The sequence below is a fragment of the Curtobacterium sp. PhB25 genome (assembly GCF_004365375.1).
Taxonomy (GTDB): Bacteria; Actinomycetota; Actinomycetes; order Actinomycetales; family Microbacteriaceae; genus Curtobacterium.
The window spans coordinates 392,419-417,757 of record NZ_SODR01000001.1 but is presented as its reverse complement, the minus strand read 5'-3'; the positions used below and the strand labels follow the sequence as shown (position 1 = coordinate 417,757).

The window sequence follows — 25,339 nt, the reverse complement described above, 5'->3', positions numbered from 1 at the left end:
TGTTCGTGCACTGAACCCCCGCATCCCGCGGTGCGACGCACGAACACCGGTGTTCTGCTGCCTGGCGTACGGTGCAGGAGTGACGCAGGAGTGGTGGGCACCGAAGACCGCCGCAGGGCCGTCCGTGGTCCTGCCGGTCCCGCTCGACGCTGTACCGGCCCTGCTCCGGCGAGCAGTCGACGCCGTTCCGGGTGCCGCGGCCATGGAGATCCGCGACGACGGCGCCGTCATCGCCCGCCGGACGTCGTTCGCGCTGCGGGCCGAGAACATCGTCCTGACCTTCCGGCGCGAGTCGGCCTCGTCGTCCCGCGTCCAGATCCTCCGCGAGGGCCGCGACGGTCTGGACTCCGGCCAGGTCCTCTGGGTGACGCCGATGGCGCGGGCGATCCTCGCTGCGCTGCGGTCAGCAGCTGCACCAGATCCGGCAGCGCCCCCGTCGTGAGCCGCCGTCAGCCGCCCACGCAGTCGTTGCTGCCGCTGAAGCACGGCGGGACCGACGGCCGTGGTGCCGGCGGCTCGGGCGGCTCGTTGTCGTACGACGTGAAGTACGCGGCGCTGTGCGTCACGACGAGCACGTAGTCCGCCCCGCTCGCCCGGACAGCGCCGTCGCGTTGGTCGACGCCGAGACCCGGTGCCGAGTGCACGACGGACGATCCCTCCGACTGCCACAATCCGAGTGACCCGTCCCAACCGCGGACCCGCACGACCGCGAACCGGTCCTGCCCGATGTCGTTGCCGAGCGCGATCGACTGCCGCCCACCGATGTCGACCAAGTACGGTGTCGATCCGTCCGGCTGGATCGCCTGTGCCACGAGGTCCTCGTCGGTCAGGCCGCCCGTGCGCAGCGCCGGTCCGGCGATGCGCACCGCGTCGACCGGTGTGGTCGCACCGTCGATCGTGTACACCGCCCCGGCGTCGATCCGACACGTCGTGCCCGAAGCGGGCTGGAAGAACCCGGAGTTGCTCGCGTGGCCGCACGAGTCGGTCCAGGTGGCATCGACCCGGTGGACTGCGGCGGTGCCCTCCCAGTCGACCACACGGTGCATCGTCTGTCTGGCACCGACCCGGGCATCTGCACCGAGCTCCGGCGTGACCGTGCCGTCGTTCATCGCTGCGCACCCCGAAGACAGCGCCACCACCGCGAGACCGATCGCCACCGCCGTCGTCCTGAACCCCCGTCGCATGCGGCGATCCTGCCAGACGTCCCCGAGAGACATGCCCCAGACGGCATGGGTGACTTCCGGCGGAACCAGGTTCGGGACACAGCACCGCGGAAGTACGTGGTGCGGTGTCCGGAACCTGGTTCCGCGCGCCCCGCCTAGCGGTCGGACGCGGCGGACTCCCGCGACCGCGCGGGCTTCGCCTGCGGCAACTTCGTCCCGACGACCTGGTCGATCACGTCGCGGGCGATCGCCTGCGCCGTCAGCCCGACGTCGGCGAGGATCTGCGACCGGGTCGCGTGGTCGATGAACTCGTCCGGCAGCCCCAGCTCGTTCACACCCGTGTCGACCCCGGCGGCCCGCAGGTCCTGCCGGAGCCGGGTCCCGACGCCACCGACGCGCACGCCGTCCTCGATCGTGATGACGAGCCGGTGCGTCCGCGACAGCTCGATGAGCGAGCCCGGGATCGGGACCACCCAGCGCGGGTCGACCACGGTGACGCCGATGCCCTGCGCCTCGAGCAGCGCCGCGGCCTCGAGCGCCGTCGGCACCATGGAGCCGACGGCCACGAAGAGCACGTCCTCGACGCCGTCCGCGGCGGCGTGCAGCACGTCCACCCCGTCGGCGAGACGACGGACGGCGGGGATGTCCGGCCCGACCTGGCCCTTCGACCACCGGAGGACGGTGGGGGCGTCGTCGACGGCGATCGCCTCGCGGAACTCCTCGCGCAGGGTCGCTGCGTCACGGGGTGCGGCGATCCGGATGCCGGGCACGACCTGCAGCAACGCGAGGTCCCACATGCCGTGGTGCGACGGCCCGTCCGGTCCGGTGATGCCGGCGCGGTCGAGCACGAACGTCACGCCGGCCTTGTGCAGCGCGACGTCCATCAGCACCTGGTCGAAGGCGCGGTTGAGGAAGGTCGCGTAGAGAGCCACCACGGGGTGCAGGCCGCCGTAGGCGAGACCGGCGGCGGTCGTCACGGCGTGCTGCTCGGCGATGCCGACGTCGTACACGCGGTCGGGGTGCTGCTCCTGGAACAGGTGCAGTCCGGTCGGTCGGAGCATCGCTGCCGTGATCGCGACGACACGGGGGTCCGAATCGCCCACAGAAGCCAGGGTCGACGCGAACACCGAGGTCCACGACGGACCCGACGCGGCGTCGAGCGACTCCCCCGTCTCCGGGTCGATGTGTCCGACGGCGTGGAACTGGTCGGCCTGGTCGCGCAGGGCCGGCTCGAACCCGTACCCCTTCTCGGTGATCGCGTGCACGATCGTCGGGGCACCGTAGGCCTTCGCCTGACGGAGCGCCGCCTCCATGGCCCGCTGGTCGTGTCCGTTGACCGGCCCGATGTACTTGATGTCGAGGTTCGAGTACAGCGCTTCGTTGTTCGTGAAGCGCGACAGGAATCCGTGCAGCCCCCCGCGCATCCCGCGGTACACGGCCCGGCCGGGAGCACCGAAGCGGTCGGCCACGGCACGGGAGGTCTCGTACAGCGCCCGGTACTCACGCCGCGTGCGCATGGAGCTGAGGAACCGCGCCATGCCGCCGATCGTCGGAGCGTACGAGCGGCCGTTGTCGTTGACGACGATGACCAGGCGGCGGTCGTTGTCGTCCGAGATGTTGTTGAGCGCCTCCCACGTCATCCCACCGGTGAGGGCGCCGTCACCGACCACCGCGACGACGGTGCGGTCGGTCTGTCCCGTCTGCCCGAACGCGCGGGAGATCCCGTCGGCCCACGACAGCGACGACGACGCGTGCGAGGACTCCACGATGTCGTGCTCGGACTCGCTCCGCTGCGGGTAGCCGGCGATGCCGCCCCGCTCGCGGAGCTTCGAGAAGTCCTGCCGCCCGGTGACGAGCTTGTGCACGTACGACTGGTGCCCCGTGTCGAACACGAAGGGGTCGTTCGGCGAGTCGAACACCCGGTGCATCGCGAGCGTCAGCTCGACCACACCGAGGTTGGGCCCGAGGTGCCCACCGGTCTTCGCGACCTCGGCCACCAGGAACCGGCGGATCTCGGCGGCGAGTTCGGTCATCTGCACGTCGGAGAGACGCTTCAGGTCGCGCGGCGACGTGATGCTGCTGAGCAGGCTCACGGGCGCTCCTTTCGTGGGGCTGTCGGCCCACTCTATTCTCGTGGACTCCCATTCAACCGACCTCGCAGGCTCGGTCGGCGCTGGCGCCGCGCGCCGCTGGCGCGTCGCATCATGCGGAGCGCGCGGGAGGCCCGTGGCGGTGTCGCCACGGGCCTCCAGTCCGCCATGTGGTCGCGTCAGCGCCCCATGCGCGCGTCGCTCCTGTCGTTCAACTGACTCAGACGAGCGACCGGAGCACGTACTGCAGGATGCCGCCGTTGCGGTAGTAGTCGGCCTCACCCGGGGTGTCGATGCGGACGACCGCGTCGAACTCGACCGGCTGCTTGCCGGCGGGCGAGTGCTCGCTCGGCGTCGCGGTGACGTGCACGGTCTTCGGGGTCCGGCCTTCGTTGAGCTCGGTCAGCCCCGAGATCGAGACGACCTCGGTGCCGTCGAGCCCGAGGGACTCGACCGTCTCGCCCGCCGGGAACTGCAGCGGGACGACGCCCATGCCGATGAGGTTCGAGCGGTGGATCCGCTCGAAGCTCTCGGTGATGACGGCGCGGACGCCGAGCAGGTTCGTGCCCTTGGCCGCCCAGTCGCGCGACGAGCCCGAGCCGTACTCCTTGCCACCGAAGATGACGAGCGGGATGCCCTGCTCCTGGTAGTGCTGCGAGGCGTCGTAGATGAACGACTGTTCGCCGTCGGCGGTCGTGAAGTCACGGGTGTAGCCGCCCTCCACGCCAGCGCCGTCGTTCGCGGACGCGAGCAGCTGGTTGCGCAGACGGATGTTCGCGAACGTGCCGCGGATCATCACCTCGTGGTTGCCGCGACGCGAGCCGTAGGAGTTGAAGTCCTTGCGGTCCACGTCGTGCTCCGCCAGGTACTTGCCGGCCGGGCTGTCCGCCTTGATCGAGCCGGCGGGCGAGATGTGGTCGGTCGTGACCGAGTCACCGAGCTTCGCCAGCACGCGGGCGCCGGAGATGTCGGACACCGCGTCGGGCTGCATGGTCATGCCCTCGAAGTACGGGGGCTTCCGCACGTAGGTCGACTCCTGGTCCCACTCGAAGGTGTCGCCCGTGGGGGTCGGCAGGTTCTTCCAGCGGTCGTCGCCCTCGAACACGGAGCCGTACTCGTGGGTGAACATCTCGGTGTCGATCGACTCGTCGATGACCTGCTGGACCTCGGCCGCGTCGGGCCAGATGTCCTGCAGGTAGACGTCGTTGCCGTCCTGGTCCTTGCCGAGGGCGTCCTTGTCGAAGTCGAAGTGCATCGACCCGGCGAGGGCGTACGCGATGACCAGGGGCGGGGACGCCAGGTAGTTCATCTTGACGTCGGGGTTGATGCGCCCCTCGAAGTTGCGGTTGCCCGACAGGACGGCGGTGACGGCGAGGTCGTTGTCCTGCACGGCCTGCGAGATCTCCTCGGGCAGCGGGCCCGAGTTGCCGATGCAGGTGGTGCAGCCGTAGCCGACCGTGTAGAAGCCGAGCTGCTCGAGGTAGGTCGTGAGACCGGCCTTCTCGTAGTAGTCGGTGACGACCTTGGAACCGGGGGCGAGCGTCGTCTTGACCCACGGCTTCGAGGTGAGGCCCTTGGCGGCGGCGTTCCGCGCGAGGATGCCGGCCGCCATCATGACGGACGGGTTCGACGTGTTCGTGCACGAGGTGATCGCGGCGATCGCGACGGCACCGTGGTCGATCGTGAACGGGTCGGCCCCGTCCATCGCGACCTTCGTCGGGGCCGAGGCCGTCGACGGGGCGCTCGACACGTAGACGTGCTCGTGCAGGTTGGTGTCCTCGTTGGTCGAGCCCGCGGCGATCGGGTCGGAGGCCGGGAAGGTCTCCTCCACCGCGTCGTCGAGGTCGGTCTGCTCGCTCGGGGTCGTGTAGTTGTTCAGGTCGATCTCGAACTGGTCCTTCGCCTTGGACAGTTCGATGCGGTCCTGCGGACGCTTCGGCCCCGAGATCGACGGCACGACCGTTGAGAGGTCGAGTTCCATGTACTCGGAGTACGCCGGCTCGACCGAGGCGTCGTGCCACAGGCCCTGGGCCTTGGAGTACGCCTCGACCAGGGCGATCTGCGCCTCGTCGCGACCGGTCAGGCGCAGGTAGTCGAGCGTGACGTCGTCGACCGGGAAGATCGCAGCGGTCGAGCCGAACTCGGGCGACATGTTGCCGATGGTGGCGCGGTTCGCGAGCGGGACGGCACTGACGCCCTCGCCGTAGAACTCGACGAACTTGCCGACGACACCGTGCTTGCGGAGTTCCTGCGTGATGGTGAGCACCACGTCGGTCGCGGTCACGCCGGCCGGGATCTCACCGGAGAGCTTGAAGCCGACGACCTTCGGGATGAGCATCGACACCGGCTGGCCGAGCATCGCTGCCTCGGCCTCGATGCCGCCGACGCCCCAGCCGAGCACGCCGAGCCCGTTCACCATCGTGGTGTGCGAGTCGGTGCCGACGAGGGTGTCCGGGTAGGCGTAGGTCTCGCCGTCGAAGTCACGCGTGTAGGTGACCTTCGCCAGGTACTCGATGTTGACCTGGTGCACGATGCCGGTGCCCGGCGGGACGACCTTGAAGTCCTCGAACGCGGTCTGGCCCCAGCGGAGGAACTGGTAGCGCTCCCCGTTCCGCTCGTACTCGAGGTCGGTGTTGCGCTGGAGTGCGTCCGTGCTGCCGAACAGGTCGGCGATGACCGAGTGGTCGATGACCATCTCGGCCGGGGACAGCGGGTTGATCTTGTTCGGGTCACCGCCGATGTCCGCCATCGCCTCGCGCATGGTGGCGAGGTCGACGATGCACGGCACACCCGTGAAGTCCTGCATGACGACGCGCGCCGGCGAGAACTGGATCTCGGTGTCCGGATCGGCGTCGGGGCGCCAGGAGCCGAGCGCGCGGATCTGCGCCTCGGTGACGTTCTTGCCGTCCTCGGTGCGGAGGAGGTTCTCGAGCAGCACCTTCAGGCTGTACGGGAGCTTCTCGTGCCCGGGCACCGTGTCGATCCGGTGGATCGCGTAGTCGACACCCCCAACCGACAGTGTGTCCTTCGAGCCGAAGCTATTGACTGCAGCCACCGTGCCGCCTCCCTACTGATCGGTTTGCCCTCATCATCGCGGGCCGTGGTCCGTCCCACCAGCAAGGCAAACCTAATCCCGCTGACGCCGGAGCGCCGGACGGGAAAGTCTCTTGATGTCGAGACAACTCTACACCGTGGCGGCGTCGTCCCTCCGCACGAACACGGTGCGGACCAGCAGCCAGGTGACCCAGAGCACGGCGGCGTAGAGCGGGACGCCGAGTATGAGCTTGAGGCCGGCGAGCAGCTCGACCTGCGCGGTGAGGTAGAGCGGCACCTCGACGGCCAGGCGGAGTGCGAAGAGCCCGACCCAGATCCAGGTGGCGACCGTCAGCACACGGCGCTTGACCGGGTCGGCGCGCCAGTCGACGTGCGAGCCGTCCTCGTTCGCCGGCAGCAGGAACCCGACGACCAGACCGATGAGCGGCCAGCGGACGGCCAGCGACACCAGGAGCCCGACCAACCACACCGAGTTGATGATGATCCCCGGGATGAAGTTGCTCTCGGCGCGTCCGGTGATGAGGGCGAGGCCGGCCGACACCGCGACGCCGAGGATGCCCGCGAATGACATCGTCAGCGACTGTCGCTGCACCAGGCGGAGCACGACGAACACCAGGCCGACGACGACCGGGATCACGACGCTCGGCACGAGCTCCTTCGTGATCGCGTAGACCACGAGGAACGCGAACCCGGGCAGCACCGACTCCGCGAGCCCGCGGATCCCGCCGACCGCTCCGAGCAGCGCGCGCCCGGAGGGCGCCTCGCCAGGAGCGACGCGGGCGATGCCCGCGTTCTGCACCGCGTCGCGGAACTGCGCCGAGAACGACGGCGCAGCCGACGCAGCGTCAGGGATCCCAGCGGACGCGGGCACGGCTTCGGACCCGGCCGTCTCGGGTCGGTGGGTGTCGTCGTGTTCCGGCACCGTGCCTCCAGGGCGGGTCAGGTCGTCAGATCGCGGTCTGCGTCGACTTCGGCATGTGCAGCGGGATGAGGTCGCGCGGCGGCATCGGCGTCGTGCCACGCACGACGACGACGCTGCGGAACAGCTCCTCGATCTCGCTCGCGTCGTCGGGCTGCTCGGCGGCCTTGCCGGCGATCACGCCGCGCAGGAACCACCGGGGGCCGTCGACGCCGACGAAACGGGCCGGCCGGACGCCGGCGGCGCCGCCGTCCCCGTCGACCGCGACCGGCACGGACGCGCGGAGCTCGGGGCCGAACGGGCCGTCGACCTCGGTCACGACACCGCCCTGGCGCTCGATCTGCTCGGCGATCTGTGCGCGGATCTCGTGCCACAGCCCCGTCGAGCGGGGTGCGGCGAACGGCTGGACCTGCAGCGTCGAGTCGTCGTAGTCGAGCCCGACCGCGACGACGCGCTGCGAGCCCTCCTCGACCTCGAGGCGCAGGTGCAGGCCTTCGCGCGGCAGGACCTTCACGCCGCCCAGGTCGACGTACGGACGGACCAGGTTCGCCTCGGTCTCGTCGTGCGGGCCGTTCTCGGCACGGTCATCGGGTGCGGACTTGTCCGTCGGGGCGACCCCGTCGACCTCGTCGAGGTCCGCGTCGGCGTCCGTCGCGATGTCGACCTCGGGGGTCGTGTCCGCGATCTCGACCTCGTCGGCGACGGCCTCGGCAACCTCGACCTCGGCCACCTCGCCCTCGTCACGCTTGCGTCGACCGAACTTCATGCGCGCGTTCCTTCCTGAACATCATCGGCGGCGCCGGTCACGGCACCGCTCCGGTCACCGTAGCCGGACGAGCCGAAGCCACCCTGGCCCCGGACGCTGTCGGGGAGTTCCTCGACGTGCGTGTACGTCACCCGCGGCACGGGCATGACGATCAGCTGTGCGATCCGGTCACCCACGTGCACCTCGTACGGTTCGGACCGGTCGGTGTTGAGCAGCGAGACCTTGATCTCGCCGCGGTACCCGGAGTCGACCGTGCCCGGGCTGTTGACGATGGTGATGCCGTGCTTGGCGGCGAGCCCGCTGCGCGGGACCACGAACGCGGCGTACCCCTCGGGGAGCGCGATCCGCAGCCCGGTCGCGGCCAGGTGGCGCTCGCCCGGCTGCAGCACGAAGGCCTCGGTCGAGACGAGGTCGGCACCGGCGTCGCCGGGGTGGGCGTGTCCGGGGCGGTTCTCCCCGGTCCAGAGGACGTCGACTGGTTCGGTCACGTGTCGAGGGTAGTGCAGAGACGTGACCCGACCGTGACCTGCTCCGAGTCGTGGTCGAATGGACCCGTGACCCTGTACCGCGAACGACTCTGGGCCCCGCCCGCCCTGTACCTGGCGACGGCGCTCGTCATCCCCGCCACCCTGCTCGTGTTCCTGCCCATCAGCGTGCTCGCCGGTGTGCTCGTGGCGATCGGAATGGAGCTCGGCGCCCTCGTGCTCCTGTGGGCACTCGCACCCACCATCGAGGTCACGGACAGCGAGTTCCGCGCCGGCAAGGCGCACCTCCCCCGCGCACTCGTCGGCAGCGTCGAGGCGTTCGAGGGCGCCGAGGCGACCACGCAGCGCGGCCCGAAGCTCGACGCACGAGCGTGGACGCTCTTCCGCGGCTACGTGCGCGGGGTCGTCAAGGTCGAGGTCCGCGACGACGCCGACCCGACGCCCTACTGGCTGGTCAGCGTCCGGCAGCCCACCAAGGTGGTCGAGGCCATGCAACATACGCGCTGACCTGGTATCTCACATGCCAGTCTGGGGTGATGGATCGTTCTCCACCACCCCGTACGAAACCACCCCGTACGAAACCACCCAGTACGAAGCGGATCGATGTCGAGGCCCTTCGCGGCGTCGCGGTCGCCCTGGTGATCACCGAACACGCGCTCGGCACCCCTGCCGGCGGGTGGCTCGGAGTCGACGTGTTCTTCGTCCTCTCCGGGTTCGTGATCACGCGGAGCCTGCTCGCTGAGCACGTCCGCACCGGCCGCATCGACCTCGTCGGGTTCGCGGTCCGTCGGATCCGGCGTCTCCTCCCCGCCGCGCTCGTGGTCGTCGTCGTCACCGTGTCGGTCTCGGCGGCGCTCTGGTTCCGGCCCAGGTTCGTGTCCGTGCTCGGCGACGCCCTCGCGGCGCTCGTCGGCACGATGAACTGGCATCTCGTCCGGCAGGATGCCGACTACTTCGCCGAGACCGCGGCCTCGCCGCTCCGGCACTTCTGGTCGCTGGCCGTCGAGGAGCAGTTCTACGCCGTGTGGCCGGTGCTCCTGCTCGCCGTCCTGGCGGTCTGCGGACGTCGGCGCGCTCGTTTGGTCCCTGTTGTGGTCGCCGCGCTCACGGCCGTCGGGACCGTCGTCGCCGTCGGCGCCGGTCCCGTCACGGACTCTGCCTACTTCCAGACCTGGGCCCGGGCATGGGAGCTCCTCCTCGGAGCGACCGTGGCGACGCTGCCGACCGTGGCGACGCTGCCGACCGTGGCGACGCGGTCGACCGTGACCGCGCACCCGACGCCGCGGGCACTGCCGACAGCCGTCACCGTCGGGCTCGGATCGGTCGGCGCGGGTGGCGTCATCATCGGGGTGCTCCTCGCCCCCGTGTCACCGTTCCCGACGGTCCCGGTCGTCGTCGGGACCGCATTGGTGCTCGTGGCCGGCGACCTGCAGCTCCGGCTCCCCGCGGTGCGGTGGGTGGTCCGGCCCGTGGTCGCGCTCGGCCGGGTCTCCTACTCGGCGTACCTCTGGCACTGGCCACTCTTGGTGTTCGCCGCCGTCGTCGCCCCCGGGGCGATGGGCACGGCGGCTGCGGTGACGGTCACACTCGTGCTCGCCACCCTCTCGACGCGGTACGTCGAGGAGCCGCTCCGGACCCGACGTCCCGCCGGGCACCGGCCACGACACCGACAGCGCCTCCGACGCCTCCGACGGCTCCCACTGGTGGTCCCGGCGATCGTGGTCACACTGTCGGTCGCCACGATGACCGTCGGGGATCCGGCCTCCGCGGCGCGGCTGCTCGAGCGACCACCCACGAACGCCCCCGAGCGACTCCCGTTCGCGGACGCTCGCGCACTCCGCACCGCCGTGGCCGTCGACGGGCACCCGGACGCCACAGCACTCGCCGCCGGTGCCACCCGCGCCTCCCTGCCACCCGCCATGCGGGACGGCGGCTGCCTCGTCGGCGTCGGCGAGCCCCTCCGGACGTGCGGCACGACGACCGGGGCCGATGTGCTCGTGGTCGGCGACTCCACCACCGTCGCGTGGTCGCCGACCGTCGTCGGAGCGCTACCGACGGGTACCGCCATCGGCGTGACAGGCGTGGCGAGCTGCAGCGCCGTCATCCCGACACGCGCGGTGCGGCACCGGTGGTCCGATGCCTGTCTGACGGCCAAACGGGCCCTCCACCGGGCGGTCACAGCGGCTGACCCCCGACTCGTGGTCATCAGCGCCGTCACGGGCGAGTACCGGGAGCACCTCGGCGACCTCCCAGCGGGCCGTGCAGCCGCGCTCTGGGAACGGTCGATGGCCGAGACGATCCGCGCGTTCCGCCGCGACCACCGCCGCGTGCTCGTGCTCAGCGCACCCCAGTACGGTCCGGACACATCCACGTGCCCCGACCGGATCCACGGGTTCGGACCGTGCGCCGCTTCGGTCACCCCGGACGCCCGAGCGAAACGCACCTCGGAGGCCGCCGCGGTCCGCTCGAGCGGGCCGGGCGCGGCGTACGTCGACATGGCCGCGTGGTCGTGCAGCAGCGACGGCTCGTCGTGCCCCGCGGTGATCGACGACACGCTCGTCCGGGTCGACCAGGTGCACACCACGAGAGCGTTCGCGGACCGCCTGGTCCCGGTGCTGCGTCGCGCAGTCGACTGGGACGCGTTGCTGCGACGCTGACACGCACAGCTGACGGGAGGCCCGGCGCGCGTCCGCACCGCACCGTACGACGAAGGCCCCGCATCCTGGAGGATGCGGGGCCTTCGGTCATCAGTGCGTCTAGAGCGCTGCGCATTCCGCGCAGACCGGCCCGAGCTTCGACTCGTGGTCGAGCTGGGAGCGGTGCTTCACGAGGAAGCACTCGACGCAGGTGAACTCATCGACCTGCGGGGGCAGCACCACGACGTCGAGGTCGACGTCGCTCAGGTCCTGCCCGGCGAGTTCGAAGCTGCCGGGGTTGTCCGAATCATCGTCGACGACCCCCGACATCTTGTCGGGAACGCGCTCCTTGAGGGCCTCGATCGACTCCGAATCGGAGTTGTCATCGGTCTTCCGGGGGGCGTCGTAATCGGTGGCCATGCCCATCCATTTCTCGTATCGAGAGGTCGTCGCCGGGTGATCGGCGGCGACAGTTTGCACTACGTCCCGCCAGAGTGCAAACCGAGATCTGCGGCGGGTCGTCACGGCGCTGCAACCCGTGACCGGATCGGGACATTCCCGACACCCGTCGCCACTGATGCGCAGACTCCGCGGCACGCCCGTGCGCCTCCGTGGAAACCGTCCGCGACCACTGCATACTCACGGGGTACGACGCACGACCGTACGCGACGCTGGGAAGGCTGGACCATGCAAGACGTGAGAGTCATCGGAGTCGAGGCAGGCGCACTCCTCCTGGCGACCGACGGCGGTACCGAGTTCCGGTTGCCCGTCACGTCCTCGCTGCCGGGGCAGGTCCGTCAGGCCAACCCCGACGCCGGTCCGCAGAAGCGGGTCTCCCCCAAGGACGTCCAGGCACGCATCCGTGGTGGTGCCGACGCCGCCGAGGTCGCGGCCGCGCTCGACGTCGACGTCGAGTACGTCCGACGATTCGAGGGCCCCGTGCTCGCCGAGCGCGCGTTCGTCCTCGACGCCTCGCACCGCGTCCCGGTGACCCCGGTCGACGACGAGGCCCCCGACACCTTCGGCGCGGCGATCACCGCGAAGCTCGAGGCCGGCGAGGCCACCGCGATCAGCTGGGGCTCGTGGAAGCACCCGGAGAGCGGCTGGCAGGTCCGGGTCCGCTACACCGCGGCCGAGGTCGAGCACGACGCCCAGTGGCGCTTCGACCCGAAGACCTCGACGCTCGTGCCCGACAACGGCGACGCGCACCGGCTCTCGCACACCGACGACGAGGGCATCGCGCCCCGCCTGCGCGCCGTGGAGTACGAGCAGCAGGATGACGACGGCACCCGCTTCGACTCCGGCGCCTTCCGCGTCGAGGAAGAGGACGAGGCCGTCACGAACCCCGACGTCCCCGACCGCGCCCCGCTCCGTGCACCCCTGCCCCGCATCGGCCAGGCGGCCGTCGAGGAGCGCGCACCCGGCAACGAGACCGCCGACCTGCTCGAGGCGCTCCGCCGCCGCCGTGGGGAGCGCGAGGCCGCCTCGTTCGGCGAGCAGCGCGACGAGCCGGCCCGCGGCACCTCGATCAGCGTCGTCGACATCCCGCTGCAGGGGTTCGAGGAGGAGCCCGAGGGCGACACCGTCCCGCCGTCCGCCGACGCCCGTCCGGCATCGGCGCCCGAAGCAGAGGGCCGCGCCGAGCGCAAGAAGCGCAACCGCCGGTCGATGCCGAGCTGGGACGAGATCGTCTTCGGCACCCGCCCGGAGGACCCGGCCTGATCAGCTCGGACTGACCCGCGGCCGGCTGCTACTGCGCGAACGCCCCGGCGAGCCGCAGCGGGACGAACGTCTCCTCGTCGGTCATCGCGCCGTGCTGACCGATCATGCGCTTCGGCACCTCGCCGTCACGCAGCGCGCGGTCGTCGTTGAACGCCCACGACCCGCGTGCCACGACGATCACGTCGCCGATGCGCGGAACGACCTGCGGCGAGACCGCACCGAACCACCCGGCGGCGATCGCCTCGTCGCGGCTCGCGACGTACGCCTTCTTGCCGTAGCGCGCCCGGAACGCCCCGACCAGCCCGCGCACGTCGGTGCCCGGCGCCACCGTGAGCTGGCGGCAGCGCGGATCGCCCGCCACCCCGACGACGTCCGTCAACAGGAGCGGGTCGATGGCGATGTTCGCGTGGTCGGGCACGTCGAGCACACCGTGGTCCGCGGTGACGAGGACGCCGACGTCCGGCGCACCGCGGGCATCGAGGCGGGCGAGCTCGCCGTCGAGCAGCTCGAGCGTCGCCGTCCACCGGTCGGACTGCCACCCGGACTTGTGCCCGATCGAGTCGAGCTCCGGCACGTACAGGTACACGAGCGACCGACCGGTGGCGGTCTCGGCCAGGGCAGCGTCGATGCGCTCCGGGATCGTGTCCGCCGACACGTACCGCGCGCCGCCGAGGACGTTCGCGGTCATGCCCGACGCCCGGTACCGATCGGGGCCGATGACGACGGGGTCGACGCCGAGCTCCGCGGCGCGGGTGAAGAGCGTCTCGGTGAGGAACCAGTCCGCGGGGACCTCGGTGTCCCACCCGCCCAGGAGGTTCATCACGGCGCCGGTGTCCGGGTTCCAGCCGCTGTAGCCGACGACGCCGTGCGTGCCGGGCGACCGTCCGGTGGTCAGGGTGCTCAGCGCCGCGGCTGTCGTGGTCGGGAACCCGCTGCGCAGCTTCTTCGCGGTGCCGGACCCCTTGGCGGCCGTGAGCCAGCGGGCGTGTCCGGCGCGAGCCGACAGCGCGACGCTCCCGAGGCCGTCGACCAGGACGACGATCGCGGAACGGGCGGGACGGAGGGCGATCCGGGCCTCCAGGCCGTGGTCACGCGACCACGCGCCGTCCGCAGCCCCGAGCGCCACGAGGCAACTCGGGAAGACGTCGGCGAGGTTCGCGGCGGCGTCGGGGGCCGTCGGTACGCTTGTTCCCATTCCAACGAGTCTTCCAGAAAGGTGCCATGGCACGCACGGACGCAGTCGGCCTGCCCGACGGTGAGCGCATCGAGGACGTCGACGTCTCCGAGGAGATGCAGGGCTCCTTCCTCGAGTACGCGTACTCCGTCATCTACTCGCGGGCGCTGCCCGATGCGCGCGACGGCCTGAAGCCCGTCCAGCGGCGCATCCTGTACCAGATGGCCGAGATGGGCCTGCGGCCCGACCGCGGGCACGTCAAGAGCGCCCGCGTCACCGGCGAGGTGATGGGCAAGCTGCACCCGCACGGCGACGGCGCGATCTACGACGCCCTGGTGCGGATGGCGCAGCCGTTCACGATGCGCGTGCCGCTGATCGACGGCCACGGCAACTTCGGATCGCTCGACGACGGTCCCGCTGCCGCCCGGTACACCGAAGCCCGCCTGGCCGAACCGTCGATGGCGATGACCGAGGGCCTCGGCGAGGACGTCGTCGACTTCGTCCCGAACTACGACAACCAGATCATGCAGCCCGGCGTCCTGCCCGCGGCGTTCCCGAACCTGCTCGTCAACGGCGCGTCGGGCATCGCGGTCGGCATGGCGACGAACATGGCGCCGCACAACCTGGGCGAGGTGGTCGAGGCCGCGAAGCACCTGCTGATGAACCCGCAGGCGACCCTCGAAGAGCTGATGGAGTTCGTCCCGGGGCCGGACCTGCCCTCCGGTGGCACCATCGTCGGGCTCTCCGGGGTCCGCGACGCCTACGCCACCGGGCGCGGCACGTTCCGGACCCGCTCGAAGGTGAGCGTCGAGAACCTCACCCCGCGCAAGGTCGGGCTCGTCGTCACCGAGCTGCCGTACCTGGTCGGCCCCGAGCGCGTCATCGAGAAGATCAAGGACGGCGTCCAGTCCAAGAAGCTCGTCGGCATATCGGACGTCAACGACCTGACCGACCGCAACCACGGGCTGCGGCTCGTGATCGGCATCAAGAGCGGCTTCAACCCCACCGCGGTGCTCGAGCAGCTGTACAAGCACACCCCGCTCGAGGACGGCTTCGGCATCAACAACGTCGCGCTCGTCGGCGGGTCCCCGCGCACGCTCGGGCTGCGCGAGCTGCTCGACGTCTACGTGCAGCACCGGCTGTCGGTCGTCACCCGGCGGTCGGAGTACCGGCTCGCGCGTCGTCGCGAGCGGCTGCACCTGGTCGAGGGCCTGCTCATCGCGATCCTCGACATCGACGAGGTCATCCAGGTCATCCGCACCTCGGACGACTCCGAAGCCGCACGGAGCCGTCTCCGCGACGTCTTCGACCTGTCCGAGGTGCAGGCCGAGTACATCCTCGAACTGCGGCTCCGACGCCTGACGAAGTTCTCGCGCATGGAGCTCGAGGCCGAGCGTGACCAGCTGCTCGCCGACATCGCTGCCCTCGAGGAACTCCTGGCGTCCGATGAACGGCTCCGTGCCCAGGTCGCACTCGAGCTCACCGAGGTCTCCGACAAGTTCGCCACCCCGCGCCGCACGCTGCTCACCGAGGCCGACGCCCCCGTCAAGGGCGGTCGCAAGGCCGCGGTCGACCCGGAGTCGCTCCAGGTCGCCGACTCGCCGTGCCGCGTGCTGCTCTCGACCACCGGACGGCTCATCCGCGTCGACATCCCGACGTCGGAGCTCAGCATCGTCCGCGTGCCGAAGCGCTCCAAGCACGACGCCGTCCGGTCCGCCGTGGTGAGCACCGTCCGGGGCCAGGTCGGCGCGCTGACCTCGACCGGGCGGGTCCTGCGGCTCTCCCCCGTCGACGTCCCGGCGGTGCCGCCCGCCGCGGTCCGGCTCGACGCCGGCGTACGGGTCACCGACTTCCTGGTGCTCACCAAGGGCGAGACGGTCGTTGCACTCGTCGACCTGTCCGGCGCGTCGTCGGACTCCCTCGCCATCGGTACCGCGCAGGGCGTCGTGAAGCGCGTCGTCCCCGGAGCCTGGCCCGACAAGCCCGAGTTCGTCGCCATCGGCCTGAAGCCCGGCGATGCGGTGGTCGGCGCTGCCCAGGCACCCGAGTCCGACGACCTGGTGTTCATCAGCTCGAACGCCCAGCTCCTGCGCTTCCCCGCGTCCGGCGTCCGTGCCCAGGGCTTGCCGGCCGGCGGTGTCGCGGGCATGGCGCTGGCGTCCGGGTCCTCGGTGATCTGGTTCGGGTCCGTCGCCCGGTCCGACGACGCCGTGGTCGCCACCGTGTCCACGACCTCCACGGCGCTTCCGGGCACCGACTCCGGCCGCGCCAAGGTCTCCGCCCTGTCCGAGTTCCCCGCCAAGGGCCGGGCGACCCAGGGTGTCCGGGCGCACGCGTTCCTGAAGGGCGAGGACGGGCTCACCGTGGGCTGGGCGGGCATCGCTCCCCCGCACGCGGTCGGCACGGACGGCGCCGCGCGGACCCTGCCCGACTGGCTGTCGAAGCGTGACGGGTCGGGTGCGCCGCTCGAGGCGGTCATCGGCTCGATCGGTGGCAGTGCTGCGGCGCTCGACGGCACCGCTGGCGACGCGTAGCGCGCGGCAGCCCCTCCCTGCGAAAGCGACAGTGTCCCGCGAACAGTTCGCGGGGCACTGTCGCGCTGGCGGCACGGACCGCGCACGGTGGCGGCACCGTGTCGCGCTGGCGGCACCGAGACTCGGGCTGAGCGACCGAAATCCGAGCACGCAGCCCGAGACGAGTCGCTGAGGCCGAGACTCGGGCCAGCGGCGCCAGCGGCCGCGCGGCCAGCGCCGCCGCGCGGCTACGCGTCGATGCGGTCACGGTCCAGACCCTCGCCGGCCAGGATGAACTCCTTGCGCGGGGCCACGTCGTTGCCCATGAGCAGCTCGAACACCTTCGCCGCGCTCTCGGCGTGCGTGATGTTCACCCGCCGCAGGGTCCGGTGCGCGCGGTCCATCGTGGTCTCGGCCAGCTGGTCGGCGTCCATCTCACCGAGACCCTTGTACCGCTGGATCGGCTCCTGGTACTTCTTGCCGGTCTTCTCGAGCTTCTTCAGCACGGTCTGCAGTTCCTGCTCGGAGTACGTGTAGAGCGTGTCGTTCGGCTTGCCGCGGTTCACCACGACCACCCGGTGCAGCGGCGGCACGGCGGCGAACACCCGGCCCTGCTCGATCATCGGTCGCATGTACCGGAAGAACAGGGTCAGCAGCAGCGTGCGGATGTGGGCGCCGTCGACGTCGGCGTCCGACATGATGATGACCTTGCCGTAGCGCGCCTGGTCGATCTCGAACGTCCGGCCGGAGCCGGCACCGATGACCTGGATGATCGACGCGCACTCGACGTTCGACAGCATGTCCGACACGGACGCCTTCTGCACGTTGAGGATCTTGCCGCGGATCGGCAGCAGCGCCTGGTACTCGCTGTTGCGTGCGAGCTTCGCGGTCCCCAGCGCCGAGTCGCCCTCGACGATGAAGAGCTCGGTGCCCTCGGTCTCCTGCGACCGGCAGTCCGCGAGCTTCGTCGGCAACGAGGAGTTCTCGAGCGCGTTCTTCCGGCGCTGCGTTTCCTTGTGGGCGCGGGCCGAGATGCGGGTCTTCATCTCGGCGACGACCTTCTCGAGCAGGGTCGCGGCCTGGGCCTTCTCGGTGCGTTGCGTCGACGTCAGGATCTCGGTGATGCGCTTCGACACGACCTGGTCGACGATCTTGCGCACCGCCGGCGTGCCGAGGATCTCCTTCGTCTGCCCCTCGAACTGCGGCTCGGGCAGTCGGACGGTCAGCACGGCGGTCATGCCGGCGAGCACGTCGTCCTTGTCGAGCTTGTCCTGCCCGACCTTGAGCTTGCGGGCGTTCGCCTCGACCTGTGCTCGGACGGCCTTGACCAGACCGGACTCGAAGCCGGCCTGGTGCGTGCCGCCCTTCGGCGTGGCGATGATGTTGACGAAGCTGCGGAACACCGTCTCGTAGCCGTCGCCCCACCGCAGCGCGAGGTCCACCTCGCAGGAGCGCTCGACCGAGGTCGACACCATGTGGCCCTTGTCGTCGAGCATCGGGACGGTCTCGGTGAAGGTCCCGGTGCCCTGCACGCGCCAGACGTCGGTGACGGCGGTGTCGGCCGCGAGGTGCTCGACGAACTCGCCGATGCCGCCCTCGTAGCGGAAGCGCTCGACGACCGGGCCGGCCTCGACGGCGGTCCCCGTCGCCTCGGCACGCGCAGCTGCGGCCTCGATCGAGGACACGCGCTCGTCGGTGATCGTGATGCCGAGTCCGGGCACCAGGAACGCCGTCTGCCGCGCCCGGGTGACCAGGTCATCGGTGCTGAACCGCGCATCGGCGGTGAAGATCTGCCGGTCCGCCCAGTACCGGATCCGGGAACCCGTGACGCCCTTCTTCACCTTGCCGACCACCCGAAGCTCGCTGCCCGAGGTGAACGGGCTGAACGGGGCGTCCGGACCGATGCCCTCGGCGTCGTCGAACGTGCCGGGCTCGCCGCGGTGGAACGACATGGCGTAGGTCCTGCCGCCGCGGTCGACCTCGACGTCGAGGCGCTCGGACAGGGCGTTGACCACCGAGGCACCGACGCCGTGCAGTCCGCCGGACGCCGCGTACGACCCCGACCCGAACTTGCCACCGGCGTGCAGCTTGGTGAACACGACCTCGACGCCGGTCAGTCCGGTCTTCGGTTCGACGTCCACCGGGATGCCACGAGCGGTGTCGCGGACCTCGACCGAACCGTCGGCGTGCAGCACGACGCCGATCTCGTCGCCGTGCCCCGCCAGGGCTTCGTCGACGGAGTTGTCGATGATCTCCCACAGGCAGTGCATGAGCCCACGGGAGTCGGTCGAGCCGATATACATCCCCGGACGCTTCCGGACCGCCTCGAGCCCTTCGAGGACGGAGAGATGGCGTGCGGAGTAGTCGGAGCTCACCGTCCGATGCTACCGAGCGGCACCGACACCCTCGGCGCGGACACTCGCACTGGGGACAACCGATCCGCGCTCAGCGAAACAGCGCTGCACAATGCATCGTTCTCAGGCATCACGTGTTGAAATGGTGCAACCACCCGGCACCACCTGCGATCCGTGAGGAGCACAGCAATGACCCAGACCGTGCAGGACCCCTCCATCGACGAAGTCAGCAACCACCAGCTGACCGCCGCCGACCGTTGCGACAGCTGCGGAGCGCAGGCCTACATCCGAGCCACCATGTCGAGCGGCGAGCTCTTCTTCTGCGCGCACCACGGCGCCGAGTTCAAGGACAAGCTCGCGGCGACCGCCATCGAGTGGCACGACGAGAGCAGCCGACTCTACGAGTCGAAGTAGCGCGCGAAGGCGCGAGCACAGCAAGACGGGAGGCCCGGTGCCAGCTGGCACCGGGCCTCCCGTCTGTCTGTTGCCCGTCTCAGAACGCGCGGAGACGACGAAGGCCGGGTCCCGTCGGGACCCGGCCTTCGTGAGCGTCACGCGATGCGCTTGAACGCCTTGTCGACGTAACGATCGACCGTCGCGCGCGCCTCGCGTGCGTAGCGGTCGATGGTCGCCGTCTGCTCCGGGTCCGGCGAGTACTCGCGGCCCAGCCGTGCGGCGGCCGCGGCGAGGACACCATCGGTCAGCTGCGGGTTGAGCGGCAGGATCGGACCCTGCGTGTGCGTGCCGAACGACGTGCCGACGATCGCACCCTCGACCGGGGCGCCCGCCTGGTTGCCGCCGCCGGACACGACGTCGGCGAAGGGGGTGACCCCGGCCGCGAGCTCGATCGTGGTGGCGTGGTCCTCGAAGCCGGCGAGCCGCTTCGACGCACCGGGGAGCAGCGGGTACCGGGTCTCGAGGACGAAGTAGTTGACCCGACGTTCGGCACCACGGACGGCTCGTGCGTCGAACACGCCGAACCCGGCGAGCGGAGCACCCTCGGTGGGCACGACCTCGTTCGTCGCCAGGTCGAACCCGCCGCCGACCGCGATGACCGGCACACCGTCACTCGCGAACGAACGGAGCGGAGCGGCGATGCGGGCGACGTCGGCACCGAGCGAGCGCATCGCGCTGAGCGGACCGTTGCCGATGACCACGACGTCGGCCGCGGCGGGCAGGTCGTCGCCGGGACCGTACTCGAGCACCTCGGTGTCGAGGCCGGCTGCGGCGGCACGGCGGACGAGGGCCGCGACGTTGCCGCGGTCCCCCGAGACGCCCATCTGCCGGGGGTAGACGTGCAGGATGGTCAGCCGGTCGGCCGTCATGCGGTCTTCTCCATGTCCGGGTGGCCGAGGGCCTTGCGGGCGATCATCATGATCTCGTAGTTGACGATGAAATTCTTCGTCCCGCTGGTCGTCGAGCCGAGCTGCTCCATGTGCTTGATCGCGGCCTCGACGTCGGGGTCGACCCGGCCGATGCGGACACCGGCGTGCTCGAGGGCGATCGCGATCTGCCAGGCCTTGTCACCGGAGACGACGTCGACGTGGTCGAGCTTCGAGAAGTCGATGTCGTAGATCCACGAGATGTCCGGCGTGCCCTCGTCGATCGCCATGAGGACCTGCTCGGGGCGGTCCGGCAGCGCGTCGAGGTTGAGCTGGAGGCTCGCGGCGTTCTTGAACATCGTGAACTCTGCGGACTCGCCGGCGATGGGGAGTCGTTCCCCGCGGCCGTACGCCGGCTTCATCGTGCCGAAGGCCTTCGTGACGGCGTCGGCGCGGAACTGCGTGCCGAGTGCCGCGCTGGCCGTGGCGGTGGCAGCAGCAGCGTCGACCGCGTAGTGCAGGCCGCGTGCGGGCAGGCGCACCGCGATGTCGGCACCGTCGAAGCGGATCGTCGCACCGTCACCGGTGTTCACGACGACCTCTGACTCAGCGGCGTTCGGCTGGGCGTCCTGCCGGTCGAAGTCGTCGGCGTTCTGCAGGCCGTTCGGTGCGGCGGCGACGACCTCGGCACTCGCACCGAAGCGCAGCACCCGCTGGCCGGTGCGCGCCACGTAGGCGTCGAGGAACTGGTCGTCACGGTTCGTGATGACGTTCGCCGTGGACAGTGCCGCGGTGTCGAGCATCATGTCGGCGACGCGTTCGGTCTCGAAGAACCGGTACAGCTGGTCGACCTGCACGTTGAGCATCGTCACCGTGGACGGCGACAGGATGCCGGCGAGCTCGACCGCGAAGGCCTCGTCGACCTCGAGGATGCCGATGTCCGCCTTCAGGCGACCGGTCAGCGACACCTCGGACAGCAGTGCCGACGCGATGCCCTGCGGCAGGTTCGCCCCGGACGGGTTCGTGAAGACGCGGAGCCCGTGCGCCCGGACGATGTCCGAGATCATGTGCGTGGTCGTCGACTTGCCGTTCGAGCCGAGCACGAAGACGACGCCGTTCGGGAACTGCTTCGTCACGTGCTGCAGGAAGTCCGGCACGAGCTTGAGCACGATGAAGCCGGGGTACGCGGATCCCCCGCCCCGCGCTCTCGCGAGGGCACGGAGGATCCGCCCGATCAGGATCGGGATGAAGAACCGCATCGGCCTACTCGAGGTAGTCGCGCAGCGACTGCGACCGCGACGGGTGGCGGAGCTTCGCCATCGTCTTGGACTCGATCTGACGGATGCGCTCACGCGTCACGCCGAACGTGTCACCGATCTGGTCGAGGGTCTTCGGCTGGCCGTCACCGAGGCCGAAGCGCATGCGGATGACGCCCGCTTCGCGCTCGGACAGGGAGTCGAGCAGGCTCTCGAGCTGCTTCTGCAGCATGGTGAAGCCCACCGCGTCGGCCGGCACGACCGCCTCGGTGTCCTCGATGAGGTCACCGAACTCGGAGTCGCCGTCCTCGCCCAGGGGCGTGTGCAGGGAGATCGGCTCGCGACCGTACTTCTGCACCTCGACGACCTTCTCCGGGGTCATGTCGAGCTCGCGGGCGAGCTCTTCCGGAGTGGGTTCGCGACCGAGGTCCTGCAGCATCTGGCGCTGGACACGAGCGAGCTTGTTGATGACCTCGACCATGTGCACCGGGATGCGGATGGTGCGGGCCTGGTCGGCCATGGCGCGGGTGATCGCCTGACGGATCCACCACGTCGCGTAGGTCGAGAACTTGAAGCCCTTGGTGTAGTCGAACTTCTCGACCGCACGGATCAGGCCCAGGTTGCCCTCCTGGATGAGGTCCAGGAACTGCATGCCACGGCCGGTGTACCGCTTGGCGAGCGACACCACGAGGCGGAGGTTCGCGCCGAGCAGGTGCGACTTGGCGCGCTGTCCGTCGCGGGCGACCCAGCGCAGCTCACGCTCGGCCGGCTTGGTCAGCCCGGTCGAGTGCTGCAGCTTGTCCTCGGCGAACAGGCCGGCCTCGATGCGCATCGCGAGCTCGACCTCCTGCTCGGCGTTGAGCAGGGCGACCTTGCCGATCTGCTTGAGGTAGTCCTTCACCGGGTCGGCGGTCGCACCCGTGATGGTCGTCGAGTAGACCGGGGCTTCATCGTCGTCGGTCTGCGAGATGACGAGCGCGCCAGCGGCGACCGCAGCGGCGGCGTCGGGCTTGATCGCCTTGTCGTCGGTGTCCTCGACGTCCTCGGTCGGCTCGTCGGTGGCTTCGTTCGCCTCGTCGACGGGGTCGACCTTCTTCGCCTTCGGGGCGGCCTTCTTGGCCGGGGCCTTCTTGGCGGGGGCCTTGGTGGCGCGCTTCTTCGGCGCGGCGGTTCCCTCGGCGTCCGTGGCGTCCTCTGCCACAGCACCTTCGGGCTGAGTGTCCTTCGTGGGATCGATCGTCGTGCTCCGGGCAGCCATGCGATCACCTCTCTCGTCGTGCCACGTTCGTGGGGTCGTGGCCTCCCTCGCCGCCCAGGGCCCGAGCCGCAGTCCCCCGCGTCGTCGAGTCCTACCGTTCCGGGCAGCACTAAGACCCATGTCAAGTCCCCCGGGTTGATCGGCGCTCCGAAGTGCTCCGACAGGATGGGGGTCCTGAGTGGGTCCGTGATCATTATTGCACGTGCCGCTTCCGCAGGCGCGCAACGAGTGCAACCCAGAGCGGTCCGACGCGTATTCCCTCCTCCGCGTGGAGCACCCGGCGCGTGCGGTGCCGGGCGTGCAGCAGCATCGCGACACCGAACCCGACCACCACGTACTGCACCGTGAGGGCCACGCGGAAGTTGTCCCAGGCGAACACGGTCTCACCGGTGACGCGGGACATCACGTCGAGCAGCAGCCCGATCAGGTACATCATCACGAAGGCCGCCAGGAACCCCCCGACGTTGACGACGCCGTTCGCGGACCCGAGGGAACCCACGGGGTTGAACGTCCGGGCGAAGTCGAACCCGATCAGCGAACCGGGGCCGCCGATGCCCATCGCCACGACGAGGAGCACGAGCAGCCAGGTCGGCGGGTGGCCGGGCCAGAGCAGGATCGCGGTCCACACCACGGCGAGCAGCACGACCACGCCGAGCACGAGGTTCGATCGGCGCATCGGGAACCGCGCGCACAACAGCCCGAGCACCGGCCCGGCCACGAAGCCCACGGCGACGATGATCGTCAGGAAGCCGGCGGCCTCGGCGGGGCTGTACCCGAGCCCGCGGAGCATCGGGACACCCCACAGCAGCGAGAACACCGTGCCGGACGACTGCGTCACGTAGTGGGACCAGAACCCGAGCTGCGTGCCCGGTCGACGCAACGCGTGCCCGAACGTCCGGAACGCGGCGCCCCACGAGTGCGGCAGCGGGATCGTTCCGGTCCGCACGACCACGGGGCCGTTGCGGACGAAGACGAACGCCAGGACGAGCCCGACGGCACTCGCGGCGGCGGCGACCCCGAACGCGGGCGTCCACCCCGCGGCGTGCAGGAGCACCGCGAACGGGAACGCCGACAGGATCTGGCCGATCTGCCCGAGGTTGCCCGTCCACTGCGAGATCTGCGGCAGGATCCGACCGCTGAACCACATCGGCACCAGGCGGATCACCGAGATGAACGTCATCGCGTCGCCGGCACCCACGAGCACCCGGCCCGCGATCGCCGGGCCGATCGTCGGCGAGAAGGCCACGACCGCCTGGCCGACCACGAGCAGCGCGGCGCCGAGCAGGACGAGCCTGCGCGGCCCCACCCGGTCGAGCGCGACGCCCACCGGGATCTGGAGTCCGGCGTACACGGCGATCTGCACGACCGCGAGCGTGGACAACACCGCCGCCGAGACGGCGAACCGGTCCTGCGCGTCCACCCCGGACACCCCGAGCGAGGACCGCTGCACGACCGCCAGGACGTAGGCGAGCACCGCGATGCCCCAGATCAGGTAGGCGCGACGGGAGTTCACCCCGACAGGCTACCGATCCGGCGGAGCCGGATACGCGACGTGTGTCGCCGACGCTGGTGACGTCCTGGTCGCGACCGGACGACCGACGGGAGGGACGGTGCGGGCCCGCCCCGGGCCTCCCGGCCGCCGTTCCGGACCGTTCAGGGCCCGACCCGGCTACTCGCCGCCGTCACCCTGGGTGCGACGATCCGCCAGGAAGCGCTCGAGCTCGGCCGCGATCGCGTCCGCGGTCGGCACCTCGCCGTCGACGTCCGTGAGCGGCGACGCGACCGGGTTGCCCTCCATGTACGTGTCGTGGCGTTCCTCGAGCACACCGACGAGTCGCTGCAGTTCGGCGTTGCCGGCGACCTGCTCCTCGACCCGGGTGAGGAACTCGCGACCCGCCTCGCGCAGGGCGTCCGTCGGGAAGATGAGGCCGGTAGCCGCAGCGATGCCGGACAGGGCGGCGACGGCCGCGTCCGGGAACTCAGTGTCCGACAGGTAGTGCGGGACGAGCAGGACGAGCCCGGTGACCTGCTCGCCGGTGGATGCGAGCCGGTGCTCGACGAGGTGCAGGACGTTCGCGGGCGCCTGGGTCTCGGGCTTCCAGACGCTCATCTGCTCGACGAGGTCGGCGCGGGTACCGGAGACGGTCAGGCTGATCGGGCGGGTGTGCGGGACCGGCATCGGGATCGACTGCACCCAGGTGGTGTCCGCGACCTGGAGCTGGGCGGCGAGGCCGGTGACGGCGTCCACGAACCGGTTCCACTGGAAGTCCGGCTCGTACCCGGACAGGAACAGGAACGGCTGGCCGATCTCGTCGCGCACGAGGTGCAGCGCCAGCCGGGGCGGCTCGACGGCGGCGATGTGGTCGTGCTCGAAGGTGATGACGGGCCGGCGTGCACGCCAGTCGAGCAGCACGTCGGGGTCGAACTCGGCGACGAGCTGGGTGTCGAGGTCCTCGAGCACCGACGTCGTGACCTGGGCAACGGCCGAACCGGCGTCCGCGAAGCCGGTGAGCCCGGCGACCAGGTGCAGCCCGGCCGGCACGGTCGGGGCGGCCTCGTCGAACGTGTAGAGCTCCTCGGGGTGGTTCACCGTCCCCATGCTAGGCGGGGCCACCGACACCCCCGCG

20 protein-coding genes are annotated in these 25,339 nt (G+C 70.5%); 6 read left to right on the top strand and 14 right to left on the bottom strand.

The genetic code is table 11. The annotated features are described in order from the left end of the window. Positions 1-79: 79 nt before the first annotated feature. A complete protein-coding gene (locus EDF51_RS01890; protein WP_134193703.1) occupies positions 80-442 on the top strand; it encodes a hypothetical protein in 363 nt (120 codons plus the stop codon). Between the two features lie 7 nt (positions 443-449). Here the strand turns inward: EDF51_RS01890 and EDF51_RS01885 are convergent, their stop codons facing one another. The 6 genes from EDF51_RS01885 to dut all read right to left on the bottom strand — a co-directional run bounded on the left by EDF51_RS01885 (position 450) and on the right by dut (position 8,480). Next, positions 450-1,184, bottom strand: a complete 735-nt coding sequence (locus tag EDF51_RS01885) for a hypothetical protein (RefSeq protein WP_134193701.1) — start codon at positions 1,182-1,184, stop codon at positions 450-452. A 134-nt stretch (positions 1,185-1,318) separates the two neighbouring features. Further along, the gene (dxs, locus tag EDF51_RS01880) at positions 1,319-3,256 is read right to left on the bottom strand and encodes a 1-deoxy-D-xylulose-5-phosphate synthase (protein WP_134193699.1); all 1,938 of its coding nucleotides are present in this window, start codon (positions 3,254-3,256) and stop codon (positions 1,319-1,321) included. 217 nt (positions 3,257-3,473) lie between these two features. Further along, entirely contained in the window at positions 3,474-6,308 is a 2,835-nt protein-coding gene (acnA, locus tag EDF51_RS01875) for an aconitate hydratase AcnA (protein ID WP_134193697.1), read from the bottom strand. A 129-nt stretch (positions 6,309-6,437) separates the two neighbouring features. Beyond that, positions 6,438-7,229, bottom strand: a complete 792-nt coding sequence (locus EDF51_RS01870) for a DUF3159 domain-containing protein (RefSeq protein ID WP_123938170.1) — start codon at positions 7,227-7,229, stop codon at positions 6,438-6,440. Positions 7,230-7,254: 25 nt separating this feature from the next. Beyond that, positions 7,255-7,992, bottom strand: a complete 738-nt coding sequence (locus EDF51_RS01865) for a DUF3710 domain-containing protein (RefSeq protein ID WP_243837061.1) — start codon at positions 7,990-7,992, stop codon at positions 7,255-7,257. After that, positions 7,989-8,480: a dUTP diphosphatase gene (gene dut, locus EDF51_RS01860; RefSeq protein WP_111086382.1), complete on the bottom strand. Its 492-nt coding sequence runs from the start codon at positions 8,478-8,480 to the stop codon at positions 7,989-7,991. The genes EDF51_RS01865 and dut overlap by 4 nt, the downstream gene beginning before the upstream one ends. Before the next feature lie 66 nt (positions 8,481-8,546). Here dut and EDF51_RS01855 point away from each other — a divergent pair, with 66 nt between their 5' ends. Together EDF51_RS01855 and EDF51_RS01850 are read left to right on the top strand one after the other, a co-directional pair. Next, positions 8,547-8,984, top strand: coding sequence for a DUF3093 domain-containing protein (locus EDF51_RS01855; protein ID WP_134193695.1), 438 nt, complete (start codon positions 8,547-8,549; stop codon positions 8,982-8,984). Between the two features lie 29 nt (positions 8,985-9,013). Further along, entirely contained in the window at positions 9,014-11,134 is a 2,121-nt protein-coding gene (locus EDF51_RS01850; RefSeq protein WP_134193693.1) for an acyltransferase family protein, read from the top strand. 99 nt (positions 11,135-11,233) lie between these two features. Here the strand turns inward: EDF51_RS01850 and EDF51_RS01845 are convergent, their stop codons facing one another. Further along, entirely contained in the window at positions 11,234-11,533 is a 300-nt protein-coding gene (locus EDF51_RS01845) for a DUF4193 domain-containing protein (RefSeq protein WP_031263038.1), read from the bottom strand. A gap of 276 nt (positions 11,534-11,809) precedes the next feature. Between EDF51_RS01845 and sepH the strand changes: the two genes are divergently transcribed. Beyond that, complete coding sequence (gene sepH / locus EDF51_RS01840) at positions 11,810-12,835, top strand: septation protein SepH (RefSeq protein WP_166673478.1); 1,026 nt, start codon at positions 11,810-11,812, stop codon at positions 12,833-12,835. 28 nt (positions 12,836-12,863) lie between these two features. Here sepH and EDF51_RS01835 read toward each other — a convergent pair whose 3' ends face one another. Then, complete coding sequence (locus EDF51_RS01835) at positions 12,864-14,030, bottom strand: nucleotide pyrophosphatase/phosphodiesterase family protein (protein WP_123938174.1); 1,167 nt, start codon at positions 14,028-14,030, stop codon at positions 12,864-12,866. Positions 14,031-14,056: 26 nt separating this feature from the next. Between EDF51_RS01835 and EDF51_RS01830 the strand changes: the two genes are divergently transcribed. Next, on the top strand, positions 14,057-16,543 hold the full coding sequence (locus EDF51_RS01830) for a DNA topoisomerase (ATP-hydrolyzing) (protein WP_123292685.1): 2,487 nt from the start codon (positions 14,057-14,059) through the stop codon (positions 16,541-16,543). Between the two features lie 227 nt (positions 16,544-16,770). Here the strand turns inward: EDF51_RS01830 and EDF51_RS01825 are convergent, their stop codons facing one another. Then, positions 16,771-18,897: a DNA topoisomerase IV subunit B gene (locus EDF51_RS01825; protein ID WP_132100477.1), complete on the bottom strand. Its 2,127-nt coding sequence runs from the start codon at positions 18,895-18,897 to the stop codon at positions 16,771-16,773. Between the two features lie 168 nt (positions 18,898-19,065). On the opposite strand from EDF51_RS01825, the gene EDF51_RS01820 reads away from it, so the two are divergent. Further along, on the top strand, positions 19,066-19,290 hold the full coding sequence (locus EDF51_RS01820; protein ID WP_071255055.1) for a hypothetical protein: 225 nt from the start codon (positions 19,066-19,068) through the stop codon (positions 19,288-19,290). 137 nt (positions 19,291-19,427) lie between these two features. Here EDF51_RS01820 and EDF51_RS01815 read toward each other — a convergent pair whose 3' ends face one another. The 5 genes from EDF51_RS01815 to EDF51_RS01795 all read right to left on the bottom strand — a co-directional run bounded on the left by EDF51_RS01815 (position 19,428) and on the right by EDF51_RS01795 (position 25,311). Then, positions 19,428-20,201, bottom strand: coding sequence for a hypothetical protein (locus EDF51_RS01815; protein ID WP_134193690.1), 774 nt, complete (start codon positions 20,199-20,201; stop codon positions 19,428-19,430). Beyond that, the gene (locus EDF51_RS01810; RefSeq protein WP_134193688.1) at positions 20,198-21,457 is read right to left on the bottom strand and encodes a MurT ligase domain-containing protein; all 1,260 of its coding nucleotides are present in this window, start codon (positions 21,455-21,457) and stop codon (positions 20,198-20,200) included. Before EDF51_RS01810 ends, EDF51_RS01815 begins: the two co-directional genes overlap by 4 nt. Positions 21,458-21,461: 4 nt before the next feature. Next, positions 21,462-22,712, bottom strand: coding sequence for an RNA polymerase sigma factor (locus EDF51_RS01805; protein ID WP_123292681.1), 1,251 nt, complete (start codon positions 22,710-22,712; stop codon positions 21,462-21,464). Between the two features lie 193 nt (positions 22,713-22,905). Then, on the bottom strand, positions 22,906-24,225 hold the full coding sequence (locus EDF51_RS01800; protein WP_134193686.1) for an MFS transporter: 1,320 nt from the start codon (positions 24,223-24,225) through the stop codon (positions 22,906-22,908). Between the two features lie 156 nt (positions 24,226-24,381). After that, on the bottom strand, positions 24,382-25,311 hold the full coding sequence (locus tag EDF51_RS01795) for a PAC2 family protein (RefSeq protein WP_134194005.1): 930 nt from the start codon (positions 25,309-25,311) through the stop codon (positions 24,382-24,384). Between the last annotated feature and the right edge of the window lie 28 nt (positions 25,312-25,339).